Origin of the sequence: Bacteroides caecicola (genome assembly GCF_023337095.1) — a bacterium.
In the GTDB taxonomy this organism is placed as follows: Bacteria; Bacteroidota; Bacteroidia; order Bacteroidales; family Bacteroidaceae; genus Phocaeicola; species Phocaeicola gallinarum.
The window spans coordinates 50,103-66,179 of sequence record NZ_JAMBLM010000004.1 but is presented as its reverse complement, the minus strand read 5'-3'; the positions used below and the strand labels follow the sequence as shown (position 1 = coordinate 66,179).

Here is a 16,077-nt window from a genome sequence, read left to right as displayed (position 1 = left end):
ATATTTTGATTACAAAGAAAATGATGCATTCAGATAACCGTAGAAGCGGTTAGGAAGGTCGGCTTGTTTTGGCGACCATACACGGAAGTTGGGAGCCAGCTTGATGTATTTTCCCAATTTAAATTCTGCACCTACTACCCCCGCCATTCCATCGTCAGACAGATTCCAATCGTTCTTCGAAGTCAGATAGTCCCAACGTCCGAAAACGCCTATATTTTTATTACATTTTATCGTAGCGTAGGCCGACACACCGCTTTGGTCTTGTCCGTCGGTGTACGACGCATTTGTCTGGTAGTTATATTCTGCCGCTACCGAAAAACGCTCATGCTTATATCCGGCAAAAGCAGCCAGATTGGTAATTCCTTTTTGTCCGTCTTCCGAGGCTTCGTTAAAAGAGCCGTAAGCCCGCAAGATAAGTCCCTTAACCGGCGTAACCGAAACACCGGCTCCGTACTGCAATCCGTCTTTTACTTGCACCTTCTTATACCCTTCGCCGTTGGCAAGTATAACGTCTGCCGACACATATTTATTAAACCGGTAAGCAGCCGATACAGCAAGGTCGGCACTGCTACCGAATTTATATTCGTCTTGGAAAGACTTCATGATGTAACGTTTACCCCAAAAATCTTCTTGAGTTTTAAACTGAGTGGTGGATATCAAACCTCCGTTCAATGTCCAATTACCATGCTTCCATGTGACCAGTGCATTTTTAACATATCCGATACGCTGATAGTCTCCCACTTCTTTCGACTGGCCGAAGTCCATCACAGCCTTTAGTTGTAATCCGTGAGGCAATGAATACTGATAACCAATATAAGCCCGGTCTAAATCGAAACCGCGATCGTCGTTCGCCGTTCCGAACCCTGTGTGAAAGTCTGAGAATATCGTTATTATGGCTTGGCCTTTTTTAGAATCCTCTTTTTCTTTTTCCCCTTTCTTGCTTGCAGATACCGGCAAAGCCATACAGCCTATCACTCCGGCAATAATCCATCGATTAATCATTAGAACTGTCTCATTTTTTAACGCTACAAAGGTCGGGCTTTGATATTACAAACCTGTTTCAAAAAATTAAAATTCATGTAACATTTATGCAGAAACCAAGAACAACCTCTTCAGATACAGAAAACGGGCATCTCCACGCTTGGAAACGCCCGCCGTAATTTATTTTTCCCACTTACAGGCAATGATAAATAACATGACGGCTTTTCAGGTAACATTTGTAAAGATACGGAGAAAAAGCATATATTATGCTCTAAATCTTCTATTTAACCATTTGGAAGAGCAAAAGGAATACATACGAAAAACACAAGCGGATAAGTCAGTCAACTCATGCGGTAGTGTTGATGAACGCATCCGCATGAGTTGGCTGACTTATCCGCATAAAAAATCAGGCATGGTTTATCGGGATTTACACAGCTGTTTTGGTTACTCAAACCGGCTGCGGATAATCACGTAAACCACGCCTGAACAAGAAAAATACCACAATTTATCTATGAAAACGATTGGAGTTTTTATTTCACTTCCAAAACCACGATTGACTTGGCGGGCAGGTTGATTTGCAAACCGTTTTTCGTAATCTTCGCACCCGTAAACGTTTTCGGAGTTACCACGTCGGGATTGTCGAACGAGTTGTAATCATCGATGCGGTCGGCGGTCAGGATGCGTCCCGTTACCGATTTGGCTTTCACGTCGTCAAGCGTCAGGGTGATGTCTTGCGATTCTTCCAAGTCGATGTTCGACAGAGAGATGTGGATAACACCTGCTTTGTCGCGCGAAGCAGTTGCACTTACCAACGGAACGATGCGGTCATCGCGCACAATTTTGCGTTCGCACTGCAAGTCGAGCGGCAGGTAAGTAGCGTCTTGGTGTACGTTATACATTTCGAACACGTGGTAAGTCGGCGTAAGCACCATCTTGTCGTCTTTAGTCAGAATCATAGCCTGAAGTACGTTTGCCACCTGAGCAATGTTTGTCATCTTGATACGGTCGGTATATTTATGGAAGATGTCCAACGTAAGCGATGCCACGAATGCGTCGCGCAAGGTATTCTGCTGGTACAAGTGTCCCGGAATCGTACCCGGTTCTTCGTCCCACCAAGTACCCCATTCGTCTACCATCAAACCTACACGCTTTTCGGGGTCGTACTTATCCATGATAGCAATATGGCGTTTCACCACGTCTTCTATCTCGCGGCATTTGCCCATCGTCCAGTAATAATCTTCGGTAGTAAACTTCGTAGCCGAACCTTTGCTTCCGGTCCATCCGGGCACGGTGTAGTAATGAAGCGAAAGTCCGTTCATCAGGTTACCTGCCTTCTGCATCAACACTTCCGTCCAGCGATAATCATAATCGCTCGCACCGCTGGCTATTTTAAACAACTGGTTACCGTCGTAGTTACGGCAGTAAGTCTGATAACGGCGATACAAATCGGCATAATATTCAGGCAGCATATTTCCGCCGCATCCCCAACTTTCGTTACCTACACCGAGGTATTTCACTTTCCACGGTTTCTCGCGTCCGTTCTCCTTACGCAGTTTCGCCATCGGGCTTCCTTGTTCCGAAGTCATGTATTCCACCCATTTGGCAAGTTCTTCTACCGTTCCGCTACCTACGTTTCCGCTGATGTAAGGCTCGCAGCCCAACATTTCACACAGATTCAAGAACTCATGCGTACCGAAACTGTTGTCTTCTACCGTACCACCCCAGTTGTTGTTTACCATTTTAGGGCGTTTCTCACGCGGACCGATACCGTCCATCCAATGATATTCGTCGGCAAAACATCCTCCCGGCCAGCGCAATACGGGAACTTTCAGCTTTTTCAACGCCTCGAACACATCCGTACGATACCCCTTTACATTAGGTATGGGTGAATCTTCTCCTACCCAAAGTCCACCATAAATACACGTACCGAGATGCTCGGCAAACTGTCCGTAAATTTCCTTATTGATAACTTGTTTTCCCTCGGCGGGATGAATAGCCACGGTAGCTTTCTGTTGAGCAAACAATGGCATTGCGGCACAAAACGCCAAACCTAAAAGTGCATTTTTCATACTTATTAGTTTTCTTTTGATAAATAAATAATCCATATCACATTAGCAGCAGACAAACCCACAGCGGCTTGTCTGTTGCAAATGTAGGGAAAAATGAACATACGCGAAGTGGACAAAAAAATCAAAATAGAGGACAAAAAGGTATATACAGACGAAAAAACCAAAGATTTACCTATTTTCTGTCTGCAGAACTTTGTTATGGAGAAAAGATACTTGGCGGAAGAAGAATAAAAACTATCTTTGCACCGCAAAATTTCACGAAACACAATGAAGAATAAAAAACTGATTTTATTTATCTGCATATTTCTGGTGATTATAGCCGGAGGCGGAATCGGCGTAACCGCCCTGTTATTTAATCATCCGTTCAACGTATCAAAGCCTACATTTATTTATATAGACGAAAACGATAATACCGATTCGGTTTTAGTCAAACTGGAAACTCAGCTGAACGCTTCTACTCTTACCGGTTTTAAGATGCTTATCCGCTTGAACGGCTATACCGTACGAACGGGAGCTTACCGGCTGGCGGCAGAACAAAATACGCTTACCGCTTACCGGTTACTGAGCCACGGACGCCAAACTCCCGTAAAACTGATAGTCCCAAGTGTCCGCACGATAGGACAACTTTCCCGTACCGTAGCCCGACAAATCATGGCAGACTCGGCAAGCATCTCTACGCTGCTGACCGACAGTCTGTACTGCGACTCGTTGGGTTATACGCGCGAAACAATAGCTTCGCTTTTCCTTCCTAACACATACGAAGTTTATTGGAACATGACGGCACAAGGATTCATTGCCCGAATGCAAAAAGAATATGCGCGATTCTGGGATAAAAACAGACGGGCAAAAGCCTCCGAAATCGGGCTCACTCCCACCGAAGTCAGTACGCTTGCCTCTATCGTGGAAGAAGAGACGGCAAACCGTGCCGAAAAACCAACGATAGCCGGACTGTATTTGAACAGGCTACGCATCGGGATGCCTCTGCAAGCCGACCCTACCGTTAAATTTGCCTTGCAGGATTTCGGGTTAAAACGAATCTTGTATAAGCATCTGGAAACGGAAAGTGCGTATAACACGTATAAGCATCCGGGGCTTCCGCCGGGACCTATCCGTATTCCTTCCATCGAGGGAATAGAAAGCGTGCTGAACTATGCGCCTCACAATTACCTTTACATGTGTGCGAAAGAAGATTTCTCAGGCACCCACAATTTTGCTGCGACCCTTGCGGAACATCAGGTTAACGCCCGAAGGTATCAAGCCGCACTGAACCGAATGAGATAAGCATCCGTGTCCGGCTAACCGGCTTTAACAGAGCTTATCCGATGAAGGGGCTTTCAACTGTTTCACATAATCGGAAGGAGAAATGCCAAATTCGTCTTTGAAGCATTGGCGGAAATAGCCTGTACTGTTCATGCCGACCATAAACGCTATATCAGATATCGCATATTTACCTTCCAACAACAGTTTTTCGGCATTTCTCATCTTGACTTTTCTTACGTACTCATTGGTAGAAAGTCCGGTCAGCGCTTTCATTTTCCGGTACAGCGTAGAGCTACTCATACAAAGTTTATCAGACAAGTATTTCACGTCTACCTTTTCTTGCGAAAGGTTTTCTTCTATCAGCTGTGTCAGCTTCGCCAAAAATTCATTGTCGAGCTTCGAACAGTTTTCGGCTATCACGGTCTTTTTAATCTCCATCGAAGAAGCTCCAGACACACGTTCCACTAACCTGCGCCTCATCTCCAGCAGGTTATGAATGCGTGTACGAAGCAAAGATGCACTGAAAGGCTTCGTCATGTAAGAGTCTGCCCCGTATTGATAACCGGCTTCCTTATCAGACAATGAATCTTTTGCCGTCAAGAGAATAACCGGGATGTGGCATGTACAGATATTATCTTTTATTTTCCGGCACATTTCTATGCCATCCATTACGGGCATCATCACATCGCTCACGATAATATCCGGGACCCATTTTACAGCCGATTGCAATCCGACTTTCCCGTTTTCGGCAATCCGCACATCAAACTCCTCAGACAAAGATTCTGCAATATACTCGCTTATGTCTGCATTATCCTCAACCACCAAAACGATAGACTTGTTATTCTGCGACTCTTCTTTCACATCTTCCGCCTCTGCCGCCGCTCCGTGCGTTTCGTTTTCCATATTCTCGCCATGCAACGCTTGCGGATAAACGTAATCTGCCTGTAATAATATCGTAAAGATGCTTCCTTCGTTTAATTTGCTTTCTACTTCGATCTGTGCTTCATGCAGGTTTACCAAGTTTTTTACCAATGCCAACCCGATTCCCGTCCCCGATGCCTGATGTTCGCTCCGCTCCTGATAATAACGGTCGAAGATATGGGGAAGTGCCTCAGCGTCTATTCCATATCCGGTATCGCTCACGCTGATTTCGGCATACTTGCTGGCGTTTCGTTCTTTCCACCGAAGCATCAGGGTAATCTTTCCTTGTTCGGTGTATTTCAAAGCATTTGAAATCAGATTGTCCAACACGATGGTAATCACTTCCTTGTCGAAGAAAAGCTGCATGTTGTCTGATTCGGTTTCTATTAAAATATCGACAGATGGTTTGCGGTTCAACTCTTTATACTTTAAACCTATCTCATGAACCACGGCAGCCAGATTCCCCATACTTACACAAAGCTGCCTGTTCTGAGTTTCCGCTTTACGGAATTCCAATAACTGGTTAATCAAGTTCAACAAACGGACGGCACTCTGATGGATAACCGAAATCTTCTGTTTGTCTTTCGATACTAACGAATGACTTTTCAACAAGTCTTCCAACGGACCTAATATCAGGGTGAGAGGCGTGCGCAGCTCGTGGGTGATGTTGGTGTAAAACCGCAGGCGCTCTTGCGTCAGTTCCCGCTCCTGAATGCGATTACGCTTCTCCGACTCGTATAAATAAATCAGGTTCAAACGACGACGATAGAACATCAATGCACCTACAACCAAGCCCAAAGCTACCAATACATAAATTGTTTTAGCCCACCACGTAAGCCATAACGGGAAAGCGATTGAGATAGGTAAAGAAACGATTTGCTCCGACCACTCCTGATTGCGAATCCTTGTTTTGACAAACAGTTCATAATTTCCCGGTGGCAGACTCCGGAAAACCACATTGTCCGGTTCGTCTACCGTATACCACGAACTTTCCAAACCTTTCAGCATATAGGCATATTCCACTTGGTCTGCCAGCGCATAATTCAACACATTGAATGAAACAGCCAACGTATTCTGATCGTATTTCAGACGGACCGTTTCGTCTTGTTTCGGGAATATATTCCGCTCGCCAAGCTGCTGGTCTTCCAATGGCTCAAATATCTTTATCTGTGAAATAACGGGCATGGGAGACTCACGGCGAGCCAAAACATATTCGGGATTAAAATAACACAATCCGTCGGTCGAGCCGAAATAAATCGTTCCGCTTTTATCTACCGTCACACATCCGTTATTGAAACTACCTAACGGAACGTGATACGATTCATCGTAAGACAAAAACGTATCCGCTGTTTCGGGCAGGCAATAAATGCCGTGGTTCGTACTGACCCAAATGTTGTTTTTTCCGTCGTCCACTATCGCGTGGATGTGTACATTGGCTAAACCATGCTTACGGTGATACACCCGATAATCTTCCAATGCGCCCGGCTCAAAGCATACCAGCCCCTCCCCCGTTGCTATCCACATACGGTGTTTACGGTCTTCATACACCTGATTCACTGTATTCGAGGGGAATCCCGATTCCACATCGAATAATCTGATACGCTTCATCGACTTATCGTAAACCTCCAATCCGCCGCCAAACGTACCGACCCACAAATTGCCATTCCGGTCTTTCCGTATGCTGCGTACCAGCGAATGTCCCAGTTCATAATGTTTTACAATAGAGAGCGTTTCGCCGTCTACCTTATAAATGCCTTTGCTTGTAGAAAGCCAGATAACGTGGTCATTGTCTTCATAAATCTCGCGGACGTCTGTTCCTGCCTTGCTTTTCGGAAATAGCTGGCGAAAAACGTGAGTACGTTCATCATACAGATTTACTCCGCCGCGAAACAGCCCGAACCACAATCGCCCTTTCGAATCGCATAATGACGACTGCACGATATTCACACGATAATCGCCCGTAGTGTTTGTCAACGTGGCGATGCGTTTTCCATTTTGAAATATATTCAAACCTTCATTGGTGCCTACCCATATCTTACCTTCCTTGTCGCAACAAACAGACATTACCACGGGGTCGCTCAACACGACATCGGATGCCTGAAAAGGAGAATAGTTGTAAATACCGAAAAGAGAGGGAACACTGCTGAAGAAACGAATGTTTCCGCCCCATACTCCTGCCCAGACATTGTTAAACGAGTCTTGATACAAACAGCGGATACTGGAATTGGATAGTCCGTAAAACTCATTCCCGTCATCAACAAATTCAAACTTAAAATTATCCGGAGCAACAAACATGCGCTGCGACAAGTCGAGTATCGCTATTCCGCCCAACTCCATCGCTATCCATAACTTATTGTCAGCAAACTGGCAAAGATCAAACACGTACCGGTTTAATCTGCCTTCACGGTCCCTGAATGGGATAAACTTCCCGCTCTGAGGGTTGAAAAGCGCCACGCCTCTGTTTGTGCCAATCCAAATATTCCCGTTCAAGTCTTTGCATACGCACTTGACTTCGTTTCCCGGCAGGGCATTCGGATTTTCCGAATCCGCTTTATAATTGCGTGCCGTTCTGTCTTTTATAGAAAGCACTGTAAATCCATCGGATACATGACCTATATATAAATAACCGTCTTTCCCGTCAAGAATCGACCATACCTGATTGCTAACCAGTCCTGAAACGTTGTCTTGATTATAATGTATAAACTGTTTCTTCTGCTTATCGAAATATTCTATTCCACTCCAATATGTAGAAATCCAAATATTCCCATCCGCAGCCGGAACAATATCGGTAATATCGTTGGTTATCAAACTGTTCGAATCGCCGTCAATGTGGCGATAATAAGTAAACCGGTCGTTTGCGTAATCATACACATTCAATCCGGCACGCTGGGTTCCTATCCAGAGCAAAGAATCCGCAGGGTCATCCAACAGACAGTTTAACTCGTTTCCCGTCAGCCCCCCTTTTTCTTTATAATAAGAGATGAAGCTGCTCCCGTCAAAACAATTCAGCCCCTCTTCGGTAGCAAACCACAACCGTCCCCGTTTATCTTGCACGATGTCTACCACGTCATTGTTCGACAGTCCTTGCTCCATTCCCAACTGCCGAACTTCATAAAACGGATTAGCCTTTATGACTAAGATAATCCCCAACAAAATATAAATCAATAATCCCAACCGCTTCATGTTGTTTTTCAAAGATTTTAACGGAACAAAAATACGGATAAAGTTTTACCTATGCACAGAGAAAACATTCAAAAAAATGATTGATAACAGGATTTTATATTTGCATATATCATAACATGGACTCTTTTGGTTTATGATTTCTTTTTCAACAGTTGATATCCGATGATTCCACCAATGATGGAGGCTGCAAAGATTCCTACTTTTGCCTGCATGTGGTTATCGGCTGACTGAAAAGCAAGTACGGTTACGAACATTGACATCGTGAATCCGATAGAGGCTAAAAAGCCTAATCCTGCCACTGTACGCCACGTCATCGAACGCGACCGCTTTCCTATTCCCATCGTTTCTGTCAGCCATACCGCGAAAATGATTCCTAAGGGTTTACCCAACAGCAGTCCCACCAGCACACCGATAGCTACATTATTGGCACTCAGTACACTCAAATCCATGTCGACAAACGATACTCCGGCGTTGGCAAGGGCGAAAACCGGCATAATGACGAAGGATACCAACGGATGAAGACTGTGTTCGAGACGTTGGAGCGGAGGGGTTGCCTGTAATGAGCCGGACTTGACTTTCGACAAGATTTCTACTTGGTCGGGCTTCAACATCTTTATGTCACCGGAATCAACTTGCTCAAATTGTCGGATAAGTTTCTTCGCACGCGCTATAAATGCAGCTTCGGGGATGTGTGAGTCTGCCGGAATAACCATAGCTGCTAAAACGGCAGAGATTGTGGCGTGGATACCCGATGTCAGAAACGCTACCCATACACCTCCGATTCCCAGAATACCGTAGAACCAAATGTTTTTCACTCCAAGTCTGTTGCCGAGGAACATCACGCCCAAGAAACACAGACCGATTGCCAAATTCCACAAAGAGATATGAGACGTGTAGAAAAGGGCAATCACAACCACCGCTCCCAAATCGTCCACGATGGCAAGTGTGGTCAGAAATACTTTTGCCGACATCGGTACGCGGTCGCCAAGCATATAGAGGACGGCCAAAGCAAAAGCGATATCTGTGGCCATAGGCACTCCCCAACCATCCACTGCGGGAGTGCCGAAGTTGAATAACAGATAAAAGGCAGCGGGGAAAAGCATTCCGAAGATGGCTGCCGCCACGGGCAGGGTCACCTTGCGTATATGACGCAGTTCGCCGTCGATAAACTCGCGCTTCAGCTCCAAGCCTATCACGAAGAAAAACATCGACATCAGCCCGTCATTAATCCAATGCTCTACACTGAAGTTGAAGAACGGCTGGTCGTTGAATACAAAACCGAAATGATACTTCAATACCGAAAAATAGCTCTCACGAAAGGGTGAATTAGCAAGTATCAATGCCAAAATAACAGAAACTGCTAAAATAATGCCACTCGACTTCTCACGTTGTAAGAATAGTTTTGTAGGAATAATCAAACGATTCTCAATGTTTCTTTGGTAATACTCTCTCATCCTGTATAAATGTTATGGTATATACTCAATAAAAAACAATCCGACCTACCTGCAGGACGGTTAACAAGTTATTGCAAAACTAATTAAATATTCTGAGATATACAAACATATATAAATGCCCTATTAAAAAGTCACAAAAAGAGCTGTCTCAAATTTCACTTTGACACAGCTTCTTATTTGTTTCAGTACCCACAAGCACTGTTTTATTCAAAATTTATGTCTAACTTGCTCATTTAATTCTGCTTTTCAGATAAACCGGTAATTCGGGCATTGCACCGTTTTGGGTACAAACGTATGCCGAAACTTCTACAGCCAGTTTGTGTGCCTCACTCACCGATTTCCCTAACAGAATAGCGGCCACAAACGTAGCAGTAAATGAATCTCCCGCCCCTACCGTATCGGCAACTTCTACTTTCGGGGTTTCTACAAACGAAACTTCTCCGGGAGTAAACACATAACTTCCGTTCACGCCACAAGTAAGAATTAACATTTTAAGGTTATATTTTGCCAACAGAATCCAACATTTGTCTTGCAAATCAATACCCGGATAACCAAACATACGGCTGATGGTTACTAACTCTTCATCGTTGATTTTTAATATATTGCATTGCCTCATGGAGTTACAAAGAATTTCTTTCGTATAAAAACCTTGACGCAGATTTACATCGAAAATCTTGTATTGGCCTTCACCATCGGGCATTGCGCTCAAAAAGCGGTTGATAGTTTCGCGAGACACCACACTTCGTTGTGCCAATGAACCGAAACATACCGAACGAGTCTGGCGTGCCAACCCCTCCAGTGCCGGAGTGTATGGTATATTGTCCCACGCCACCCCTTCTTTGATGTCGTAACACGGTACTCCCTCGGCATCAAGTTCTACCTGAACCGTTCCGGTTGGGTAAGGCACGGTTTCAATCATGCAATTTAGTTTCTTTTCACGGAAATTGTCTAATATTTCCATGCCCAGTTTATCATCGCCTACCGCACTCACTACACAACTGTTTAATCCGAACTGTGATACATGGTATGCAAAATTTGCCGGTGCACCACCTATTTTCTTTCCTTCCGGAAGCACGTCCCAAAGTGCTTCTCCCATTCCAACTACAAAAGTGTTATCCATAAATATTACTTTTTAATGTTTAATTTTCAATGTATAAAACAAAAGGTAAATCACTCCTACCGTCATAACAGCCACAGCACCGTCTTGACCGATAGCATCGCTAGCAAATCCCATAAATAATGGGAATACTGTTCCGCCAAACAAACCCATAATCATCAGTCCTGACACCTCGTTTTTCTTATCAGGTCTGTTGAGCAAAGCTTGTGAAAAAACAATAGAGAATACATTCGAGTTACCAAAACCTATCAATGCGATACACACGTAGATAATAACCAACGAATGGAATGCAAACAGCCCAACCATAGCCAGTAACATGCAGCAGACACTTATCAGGAAAAATCGTTTGGCCGACATCACGCGTAAGATGAACGCTCCGGAAAAACATCCTAAAGTACGGAATATGAAATACAAACTGGTAGCAAATCCGGCTTCTGTCAGTGTCATACCCACACGTTCCATCAGGATTTTAGGTGCCGTAGTATTCGTTCCTACATCAATGCCCACATGACACATAATACCGAGGAATGACAAAAGTATAAAAGGTTTACCCAACAGCTTCAAACAATCCATGAATCCGGAAGCACTATCAGCTTTTTCTTCCTCAATCGGAGTAACCGACAGAAACAAAATTGCAAAGATGGCAATCACCATATAAATCGGGAATAACATCCGCCAACCCAATCCGAAAGTGGGGATAGCTTGCAAAGACCCCCACATAGCCAAATAAGGAGCAAGAAACGAAGCGATAGCTTTTACAAACTGTCCAAAAGTCAAAGTACTAGCCAAGCGATCGCCCGAAATAATGTTGCTCAACAACGGATTAAGCGAAGTTTGCATCAGAGCATTACCGATGCCCAACAAAGAGAACGAGCAAAGCATTACCCCATAGCTGTCTCCGAAAATAGGAATCAGTAACGATGCAAATGTCACTACAAGACTAAGTAATACTGTTTTCTTACGTCCTATTTTATTCATCAATACTCCCGTAGGTACAGAGAATATCAAAAACCAAAAGAATACGAGCGAAGGAAATATATTCGCTTCCGAATCTGTCAGTCCTAAATCGGCTTTCACATAGTTGGACGCGATTCCCACCAAGTCAACAAACCCCATCGCAAAGAAACAGAGCATCACGGGAATCAGTTTTCCATACTTTATTTTATTATCTATTGTCATAATTCGTCACTTATTCGTTCGTTATTTGTTGTTTCCTAATTTATACACATCCATCGACTTGACGGTAAAGTTACCGCGCACAGAAACAAACGACATCTTGTTATAGGGTTCCGTGGGGAATACTTGGTTAGTCATTACAAACTTGCCGCCTTCCCCGAAAGCCTCTATGCTGGTACGGTCGACAAACAGGCGGAGACGGATATTGTCGGTGTCATACACGGGAGCCACCGTCACGGCAGGGAAATCTACGCTGAAATCCACCTTCCCGCTCTCGCTTCTGTCCATTACAAACTGTTTGCGCATGATGTCGTAATACATGTTCACCTTTTCCCCTTTGTCGTTTGACAGGGTAAACATGATTTTCGATGCACCCGAGTTTTTGATGGTCATGTCTATTTCATAAGCTCCGTCGTTACCTTCTAACAGCGATGCCAAATCATACGAGTCACTCACCTTGAACGAAGGTACGCTTACTTTCTGCATCCGTGCCTTTTCTATTTCGGGTGAGGGAGCACATCTCAGCAGCAGTTCCCCGTCTTGACGGTAAAGGGTGAGGTCGCGGGCTATCGTGTTCGAGCCTCTGTACTGCAAGGTAGGAAGCACGGTCTGGTATTGCCAGTTGCTCATCCATCCCAAAGCGATGCAACGTCCGCCGGGGACATTGCTGAAAGTTACCGTGGCGTAATGGTCTTTTCCCCAGTCCATCCATTTGGTTTGGGTAGGCGATTCGTTCACAAACTTCTTTCCATCAAATGTTCCCACGAAATACTGAGCTGCATTTCCGCCGAAAGGACCGCCGGGATTGATGTTACAAATCAACACCCATTTCTTTTCTTTCGTACCTTCTACGGGCAACTCGACCAAATCCGGACATTCCCACACACCGCCGTGAGCACCTTGTTTTGCCCCGAAACTACTTTCGTATTTCCAATCTTTCAGATTCTTTGAAGAGTAAATATCCATTTCCTGACCGCCGGCAAGAATCATCACCCAATGTTTGTCGGGGGCATACCAAAATACTTTCGGATCGCGAAAATCACGCTTAGAGGAAGTTACAACAGGATTATACGCATATTTCACAAATGTTTTCCCGTTATCAAGGCTATAAGCCATACTTTGCGACTGGGTATCTCCCCACGGACTGGACTTTGCCGAAGTATAAAAAGCTACCACCGCGTTTTTCCCAAAACCGGCTGTATTGTCATAATCTACCACAGCCGAACCACTGAAAACAGCTCCCCACGCATCTGGCTTTATGGCAAGTCCTTCATAATTCCAGCTCACCAGATCCGTGGTCGTGGAGTGTCCCCACGTCATGTTTCCCCACGTAGATCCGTAAGGATTATGCTGGAAATACAAATGATACACCCCGTCTTTATAGAACATTCCGTTCGGGTCGTTCATCCAGCCGTAAGCAGGGGTATGGTGATAAACAGGACGGAATTTCTCACGGTTCGTCATATCAAACGTATCTGAAAGGCTCATCTTTTCCCAGCAGAGAGAAGATTCGGGCATCCCTTGAATATCGACGGAAATGTCTTTTCCCTCGTATGCCGACAAGTCGAACGGTATATAATAATCTACCTGATCGCGTGCCAAACGTACATTGGCCACAACTCCCTGCTGCCGGTTATCCACTACTATGCAAACCTTGCTCTCGGGTGCATTATCTTGCACGGGCAACAACAGGTATTTCTTGGCTCCTTTAACAAAAACAATATTCTGCTCGTTTGCCAAATGACGGACAGACACGGACGACTCCGCAGCATTCGCCATCGCGCCCCAACCAATCAACGAACACAAACATGCCGCTTTCATGGTATTTACAATGCTCTTTTTCTTTAACTCAATCATGTTTTAAGGTCTTAAAGATTAATAAATTACAAAGCCTGCCTAAACCCGGTTCAAACCTCATTCTGGCGTTTGAAAAATTCTACCCGAAGTGTAAATAAATCCTTCGGGTAGAACCGAGAAATTCATCCGCATAAAATTAAAAAACTAACCGTAGCGTTTTACAAGGCAAACCCGTTGCTTTGTTTCTTGTTTATAGTTCGATTGTCAAATTTAAACAAGCTCTGTTTAATATGCAATTTTTAGTTTGATATAAAACCATACTTCGATTATTCATATCCCTTGTTTTGGGTGTACAACCCGGGGATGTAGAACATCTGATTGTAAGGTATCGGGAAAAATTCATTCTTCCCTGCCGTATAATGGGCATCCTTATAATACAACCCGTAGGTTTGGTTTACGGTTTCACCAGATTGGTTTACATACGTATATACCGACTTTTGTTCGCTTTCAAAATAAGCATTCAGCGTTTGAGAAGCTATGCCCCAACGGCGCAGGTCGAAATAACGTCCGTTTTCCATAGCCATTTCCAAACGCCGTTCCCAGCGCAAACACTTACGTGCTGTTTCTTTGTCTGAAAAATATCCGGCAGGATAAAGGGCTATTTCACACTGGTCGGCGGCATACGCTATATGCTTGCTGACAGAATTGGCTGCACGGCTACGGATATCGTTTACAATATCTTCAGCCTCATCCAAACGGTTCAACTCAATCAATGCTTCGGCGCGCATCAACATCACATCCGTATAGCGGAACACATAATCGTTCATTGCAAAAGCCTGCCAAGAGCCATTGAAAGTTTCGCCTTGCGAACGTTGCGGGACTTCTTTCAAAGATGTGTAGAAACCATACTCGCTCGGTGTACGCGAGTTGCCGGTAGTCATCATGTATTGTTCTTCATATTTGTAAGGGAATGTAGGCATCCCGACAGTATGGAACAAACGCGGATCCCATTTCTGGTCGGTAGGCTGACCATTAATCGGATAATCGATTTCATCGTTATAGTCATCGAACATCGGCAGACCGTTTTTCGTCTTGAATGCGTTCACCAAGTTCTGAGAAGGTTTATGGAAATCCCATCCACAAGACCACATTCCCCAGCAGCCGTTCAATGTATTCGACCAGTTGGCGCGTCCGTAAGTAGTATTATCATCTTCGTAATCGGAAGTTTGAACGGCAAATACCGATTCTTTGCTGTTCTTATATTCAGGAAGGAATATGTCGCCGAAATCTTCCATGTAACCGTATTGCGGGTTTATTACATCATCAGTATAGTCTACTACCTTCTGCATATATTCATTATTGATATGGTTTACGCCGGTAGTAGCTTCATACCCATCACCCCAAGCCAAATTCAAATAACACTTAGCCAAATAGGCTGCTGCCGCAATCTTATTGGCACGTCCGTCTTCACCGGGTCCTTTTTCCGGCAACACGTCATAAGCAGCTTGAAAATCATCAATCACATTCTGGAACAGTTCTTCATAAGTAAGGGCATCATTGCGAACCTGTTCGAATGTTTGGTTCTTATACACCTCTTCGTCAATCCACGGAATTTTACGGAAAACAGTGAGCAGTTTATAATAGAAATGTCCGCGCAAGAATCTGACTTCTGCCACACGCTGGTTAGTGGTTTCTTCTCCCAATGCGGAAACGCCGTTCTGCTCCAAAGAAACCAATGCACGGTTACAACGTGATATAGCACAGTACAAGCGATACCATAATTCATCCATCTCGCCCGGAGTGGTAGGGGTCAAAGTTGTCCAAATATCAAAGGCATGATAACCGGTATCGGTACTACCCGATCCACCTTTCAAGCAATCGTCGGACGTAATGTCGCCATACGGGAACAGGTTGAACGGGTAAGTGTACCAGCAGTCTCCCAGCATAGCGTATGCAGCATTAACCATAGATTCCGGTTCTGCAAACGCTTTGTCTTCGTCTACCACTGCGGTAGGGTTGTAATCCAAGAAATCATTACAGCCTGTAAAACCTAATCCTAAAGCACAGGCAAAAACGTATGTATATATTTTTTTCATGACAAAATCCTCATTAATTTAAA

9 protein-coding genes are annotated in these 16,077 nt (G+C 44.5%); 1 reads left to right on the top strand and 8 read right to left on the bottom strand.

What is annotated here, in order from left to right; all coding sequences use genetic code 11:
- Positions 1–9 precede the first annotated feature (9 nt).
- Positions 10–1,002, bottom strand: a complete 993-nt coding sequence (locus M3085_RS05000; RefSeq protein ID WP_178255891.1) for a hypothetical protein — start codon at positions 1,000–1,002, stop codon at positions 10–12.
- 509 nt (positions 1,003–1,511) lie between these two features.
- Positions 1,512–3,050, bottom strand: a complete 1,539-nt coding sequence (locus M3085_RS04995) for an alpha-N-arabinofuranosidase (protein ID WP_178255892.1) — start codon at positions 3,048–3,050, stop codon at positions 1,512–1,514.
- 267 nt (positions 3,051–3,317) lie between these two features.
- Between M3085_RS04995 and mltG the strand changes: the two genes are divergently transcribed.
- On the top strand, positions 3,318–4,331 hold the full coding sequence (gene mltG, locus M3085_RS04990) for an endolytic transglycosylase MltG (protein ID WP_249052442.1): 1,014 nt from the start codon (positions 3,318–3,320) through the stop codon (positions 4,329–4,331).
- 24 nt (positions 4,332–4,355) lie between these two features.
- Here mltG and M3085_RS04985 read toward each other — a convergent pair whose 3' ends face one another.
- The 6 genes from M3085_RS04985 to M3085_RS04960 all read right to left on the bottom strand — a co-directional run bounded on the left by M3085_RS04985 (position 4,356) and on the right by M3085_RS04960 (position 16,054).
- Positions 4,356–8,414 (bottom strand): two-component regulator propeller domain-containing protein, encoded by a 4,059-nt coding sequence (locus M3085_RS04985; protein ID WP_249052523.1) that lies wholly within the window; start codon positions 8,412–8,414, stop codon positions 4,356–4,358.
- A gap of 131 nt (positions 8,415–8,545) precedes the next feature.
- Complete coding sequence (nhaA, locus tag M3085_RS04980) at positions 8,546–9,868, bottom strand: Na+/H+ antiporter NhaA (RefSeq protein WP_178255894.1); 1,323 nt, start codon at positions 9,866–9,868, stop codon at positions 8,546–8,548.
- Between the two features lie 229 nt (positions 9,869–10,097).
- Positions 10,098–10,988 carry a carbohydrate kinase family protein gene (locus tag M3085_RS04975; RefSeq protein ID WP_204499098.1) on the bottom strand — a complete coding sequence of 297 codons (891 nt, stop codon included), beginning with the start codon at positions 10,986–10,988 and terminating at the stop codon, positions 10,098–10,100.
- A gap of 12 nt (positions 10,989–11,000) precedes the next feature.
- On the bottom strand, positions 11,001–12,164 hold the full coding sequence (locus tag M3085_RS04970; RefSeq protein WP_191709802.1) for an MFS transporter: 1,164 nt from the start codon (positions 12,162–12,164) through the stop codon (positions 11,001–11,003).
- Positions 12,165–12,185: 21 nt separating this feature from the next.
- Positions 12,186–13,940, bottom strand: coding sequence for a DUF4980 domain-containing protein (locus M3085_RS04965; RefSeq protein ID WP_249052522.1), 1,755 nt, complete (start codon positions 13,938–13,940; stop codon positions 12,186–12,188).
- Positions 13,941–14,284: 344 nt separating this feature from the next.
- Complete coding sequence (locus M3085_RS04960) at positions 14,285–16,054, bottom strand: RagB/SusD family nutrient uptake outer membrane protein (protein WP_249052441.1); 1,770 nt, start codon at positions 16,052–16,054, stop codon at positions 14,285–14,287.
- Positions 16,055–16,077: the final 23 nt, after the last annotated feature.

What these genes read in the sequence shown, in the direction of transcription:
- M3085_RS05000 (WP_178255891.1), bottom strand. Translation starts at nt 1,002, where the DNA reads ATGATTAATCGATGGATTATTGCCGGAGTGATAGGCTGTATGGCTTTG.
- M3085_RS04995 (WP_178255892.1), bottom strand. Translation starts at nt 3,050, where the DNA reads ATGAAAAATGCACTTTTAGGTTTGGCGTTTTGTGCCGCAATGCCATTG.
- mltG (WP_249052442.1), top strand. Translation starts at nt 3,318, where the DNA reads ATGAAGAATAAAAAACTGATTTTATTTATCTGCATATTTCTGGTGATT.
- M3085_RS04985 (WP_249052523.1), bottom strand. Translation starts at nt 8,414, where the DNA reads ATGAAGCGGTTGGGATTATTGATTTATATTTTGTTGGGGATTATCTTA.
- nhaA (WP_178255894.1), bottom strand. Translation starts at nt 9,868, where the DNA reads ATGAGAGAGTATTACCAAAGAAACATTGAGAATCGTTTGATTATTCCT.
- M3085_RS04975 (WP_204499098.1), bottom strand. Translation starts at nt 10,988, where the DNA reads ATGGATAACACTTTTGTAGTTGGAATGGGAGAAGCACTTTGGGACGTG.
- M3085_RS04970 (WP_191709802.1), bottom strand. Translation starts at nt 12,164, where the DNA reads ATGACAATAGATAATAAAATAAAGTATGGAAAACTGATTCCCGTGATG.
- M3085_RS04965 (WP_249052522.1), bottom strand. Translation starts at nt 13,940, where the DNA reads ATGGCGAATGCTGCGGAGTCGTCCGTGTCTGTCCGTCATTTGGCAAAC.
- M3085_RS04960 (WP_249052441.1), bottom strand. Translation starts at nt 16,054, where the DNA reads ATGAAAAAAATATATACATACGTTTTTGCCTGTGCTTTAGGATTAGGT.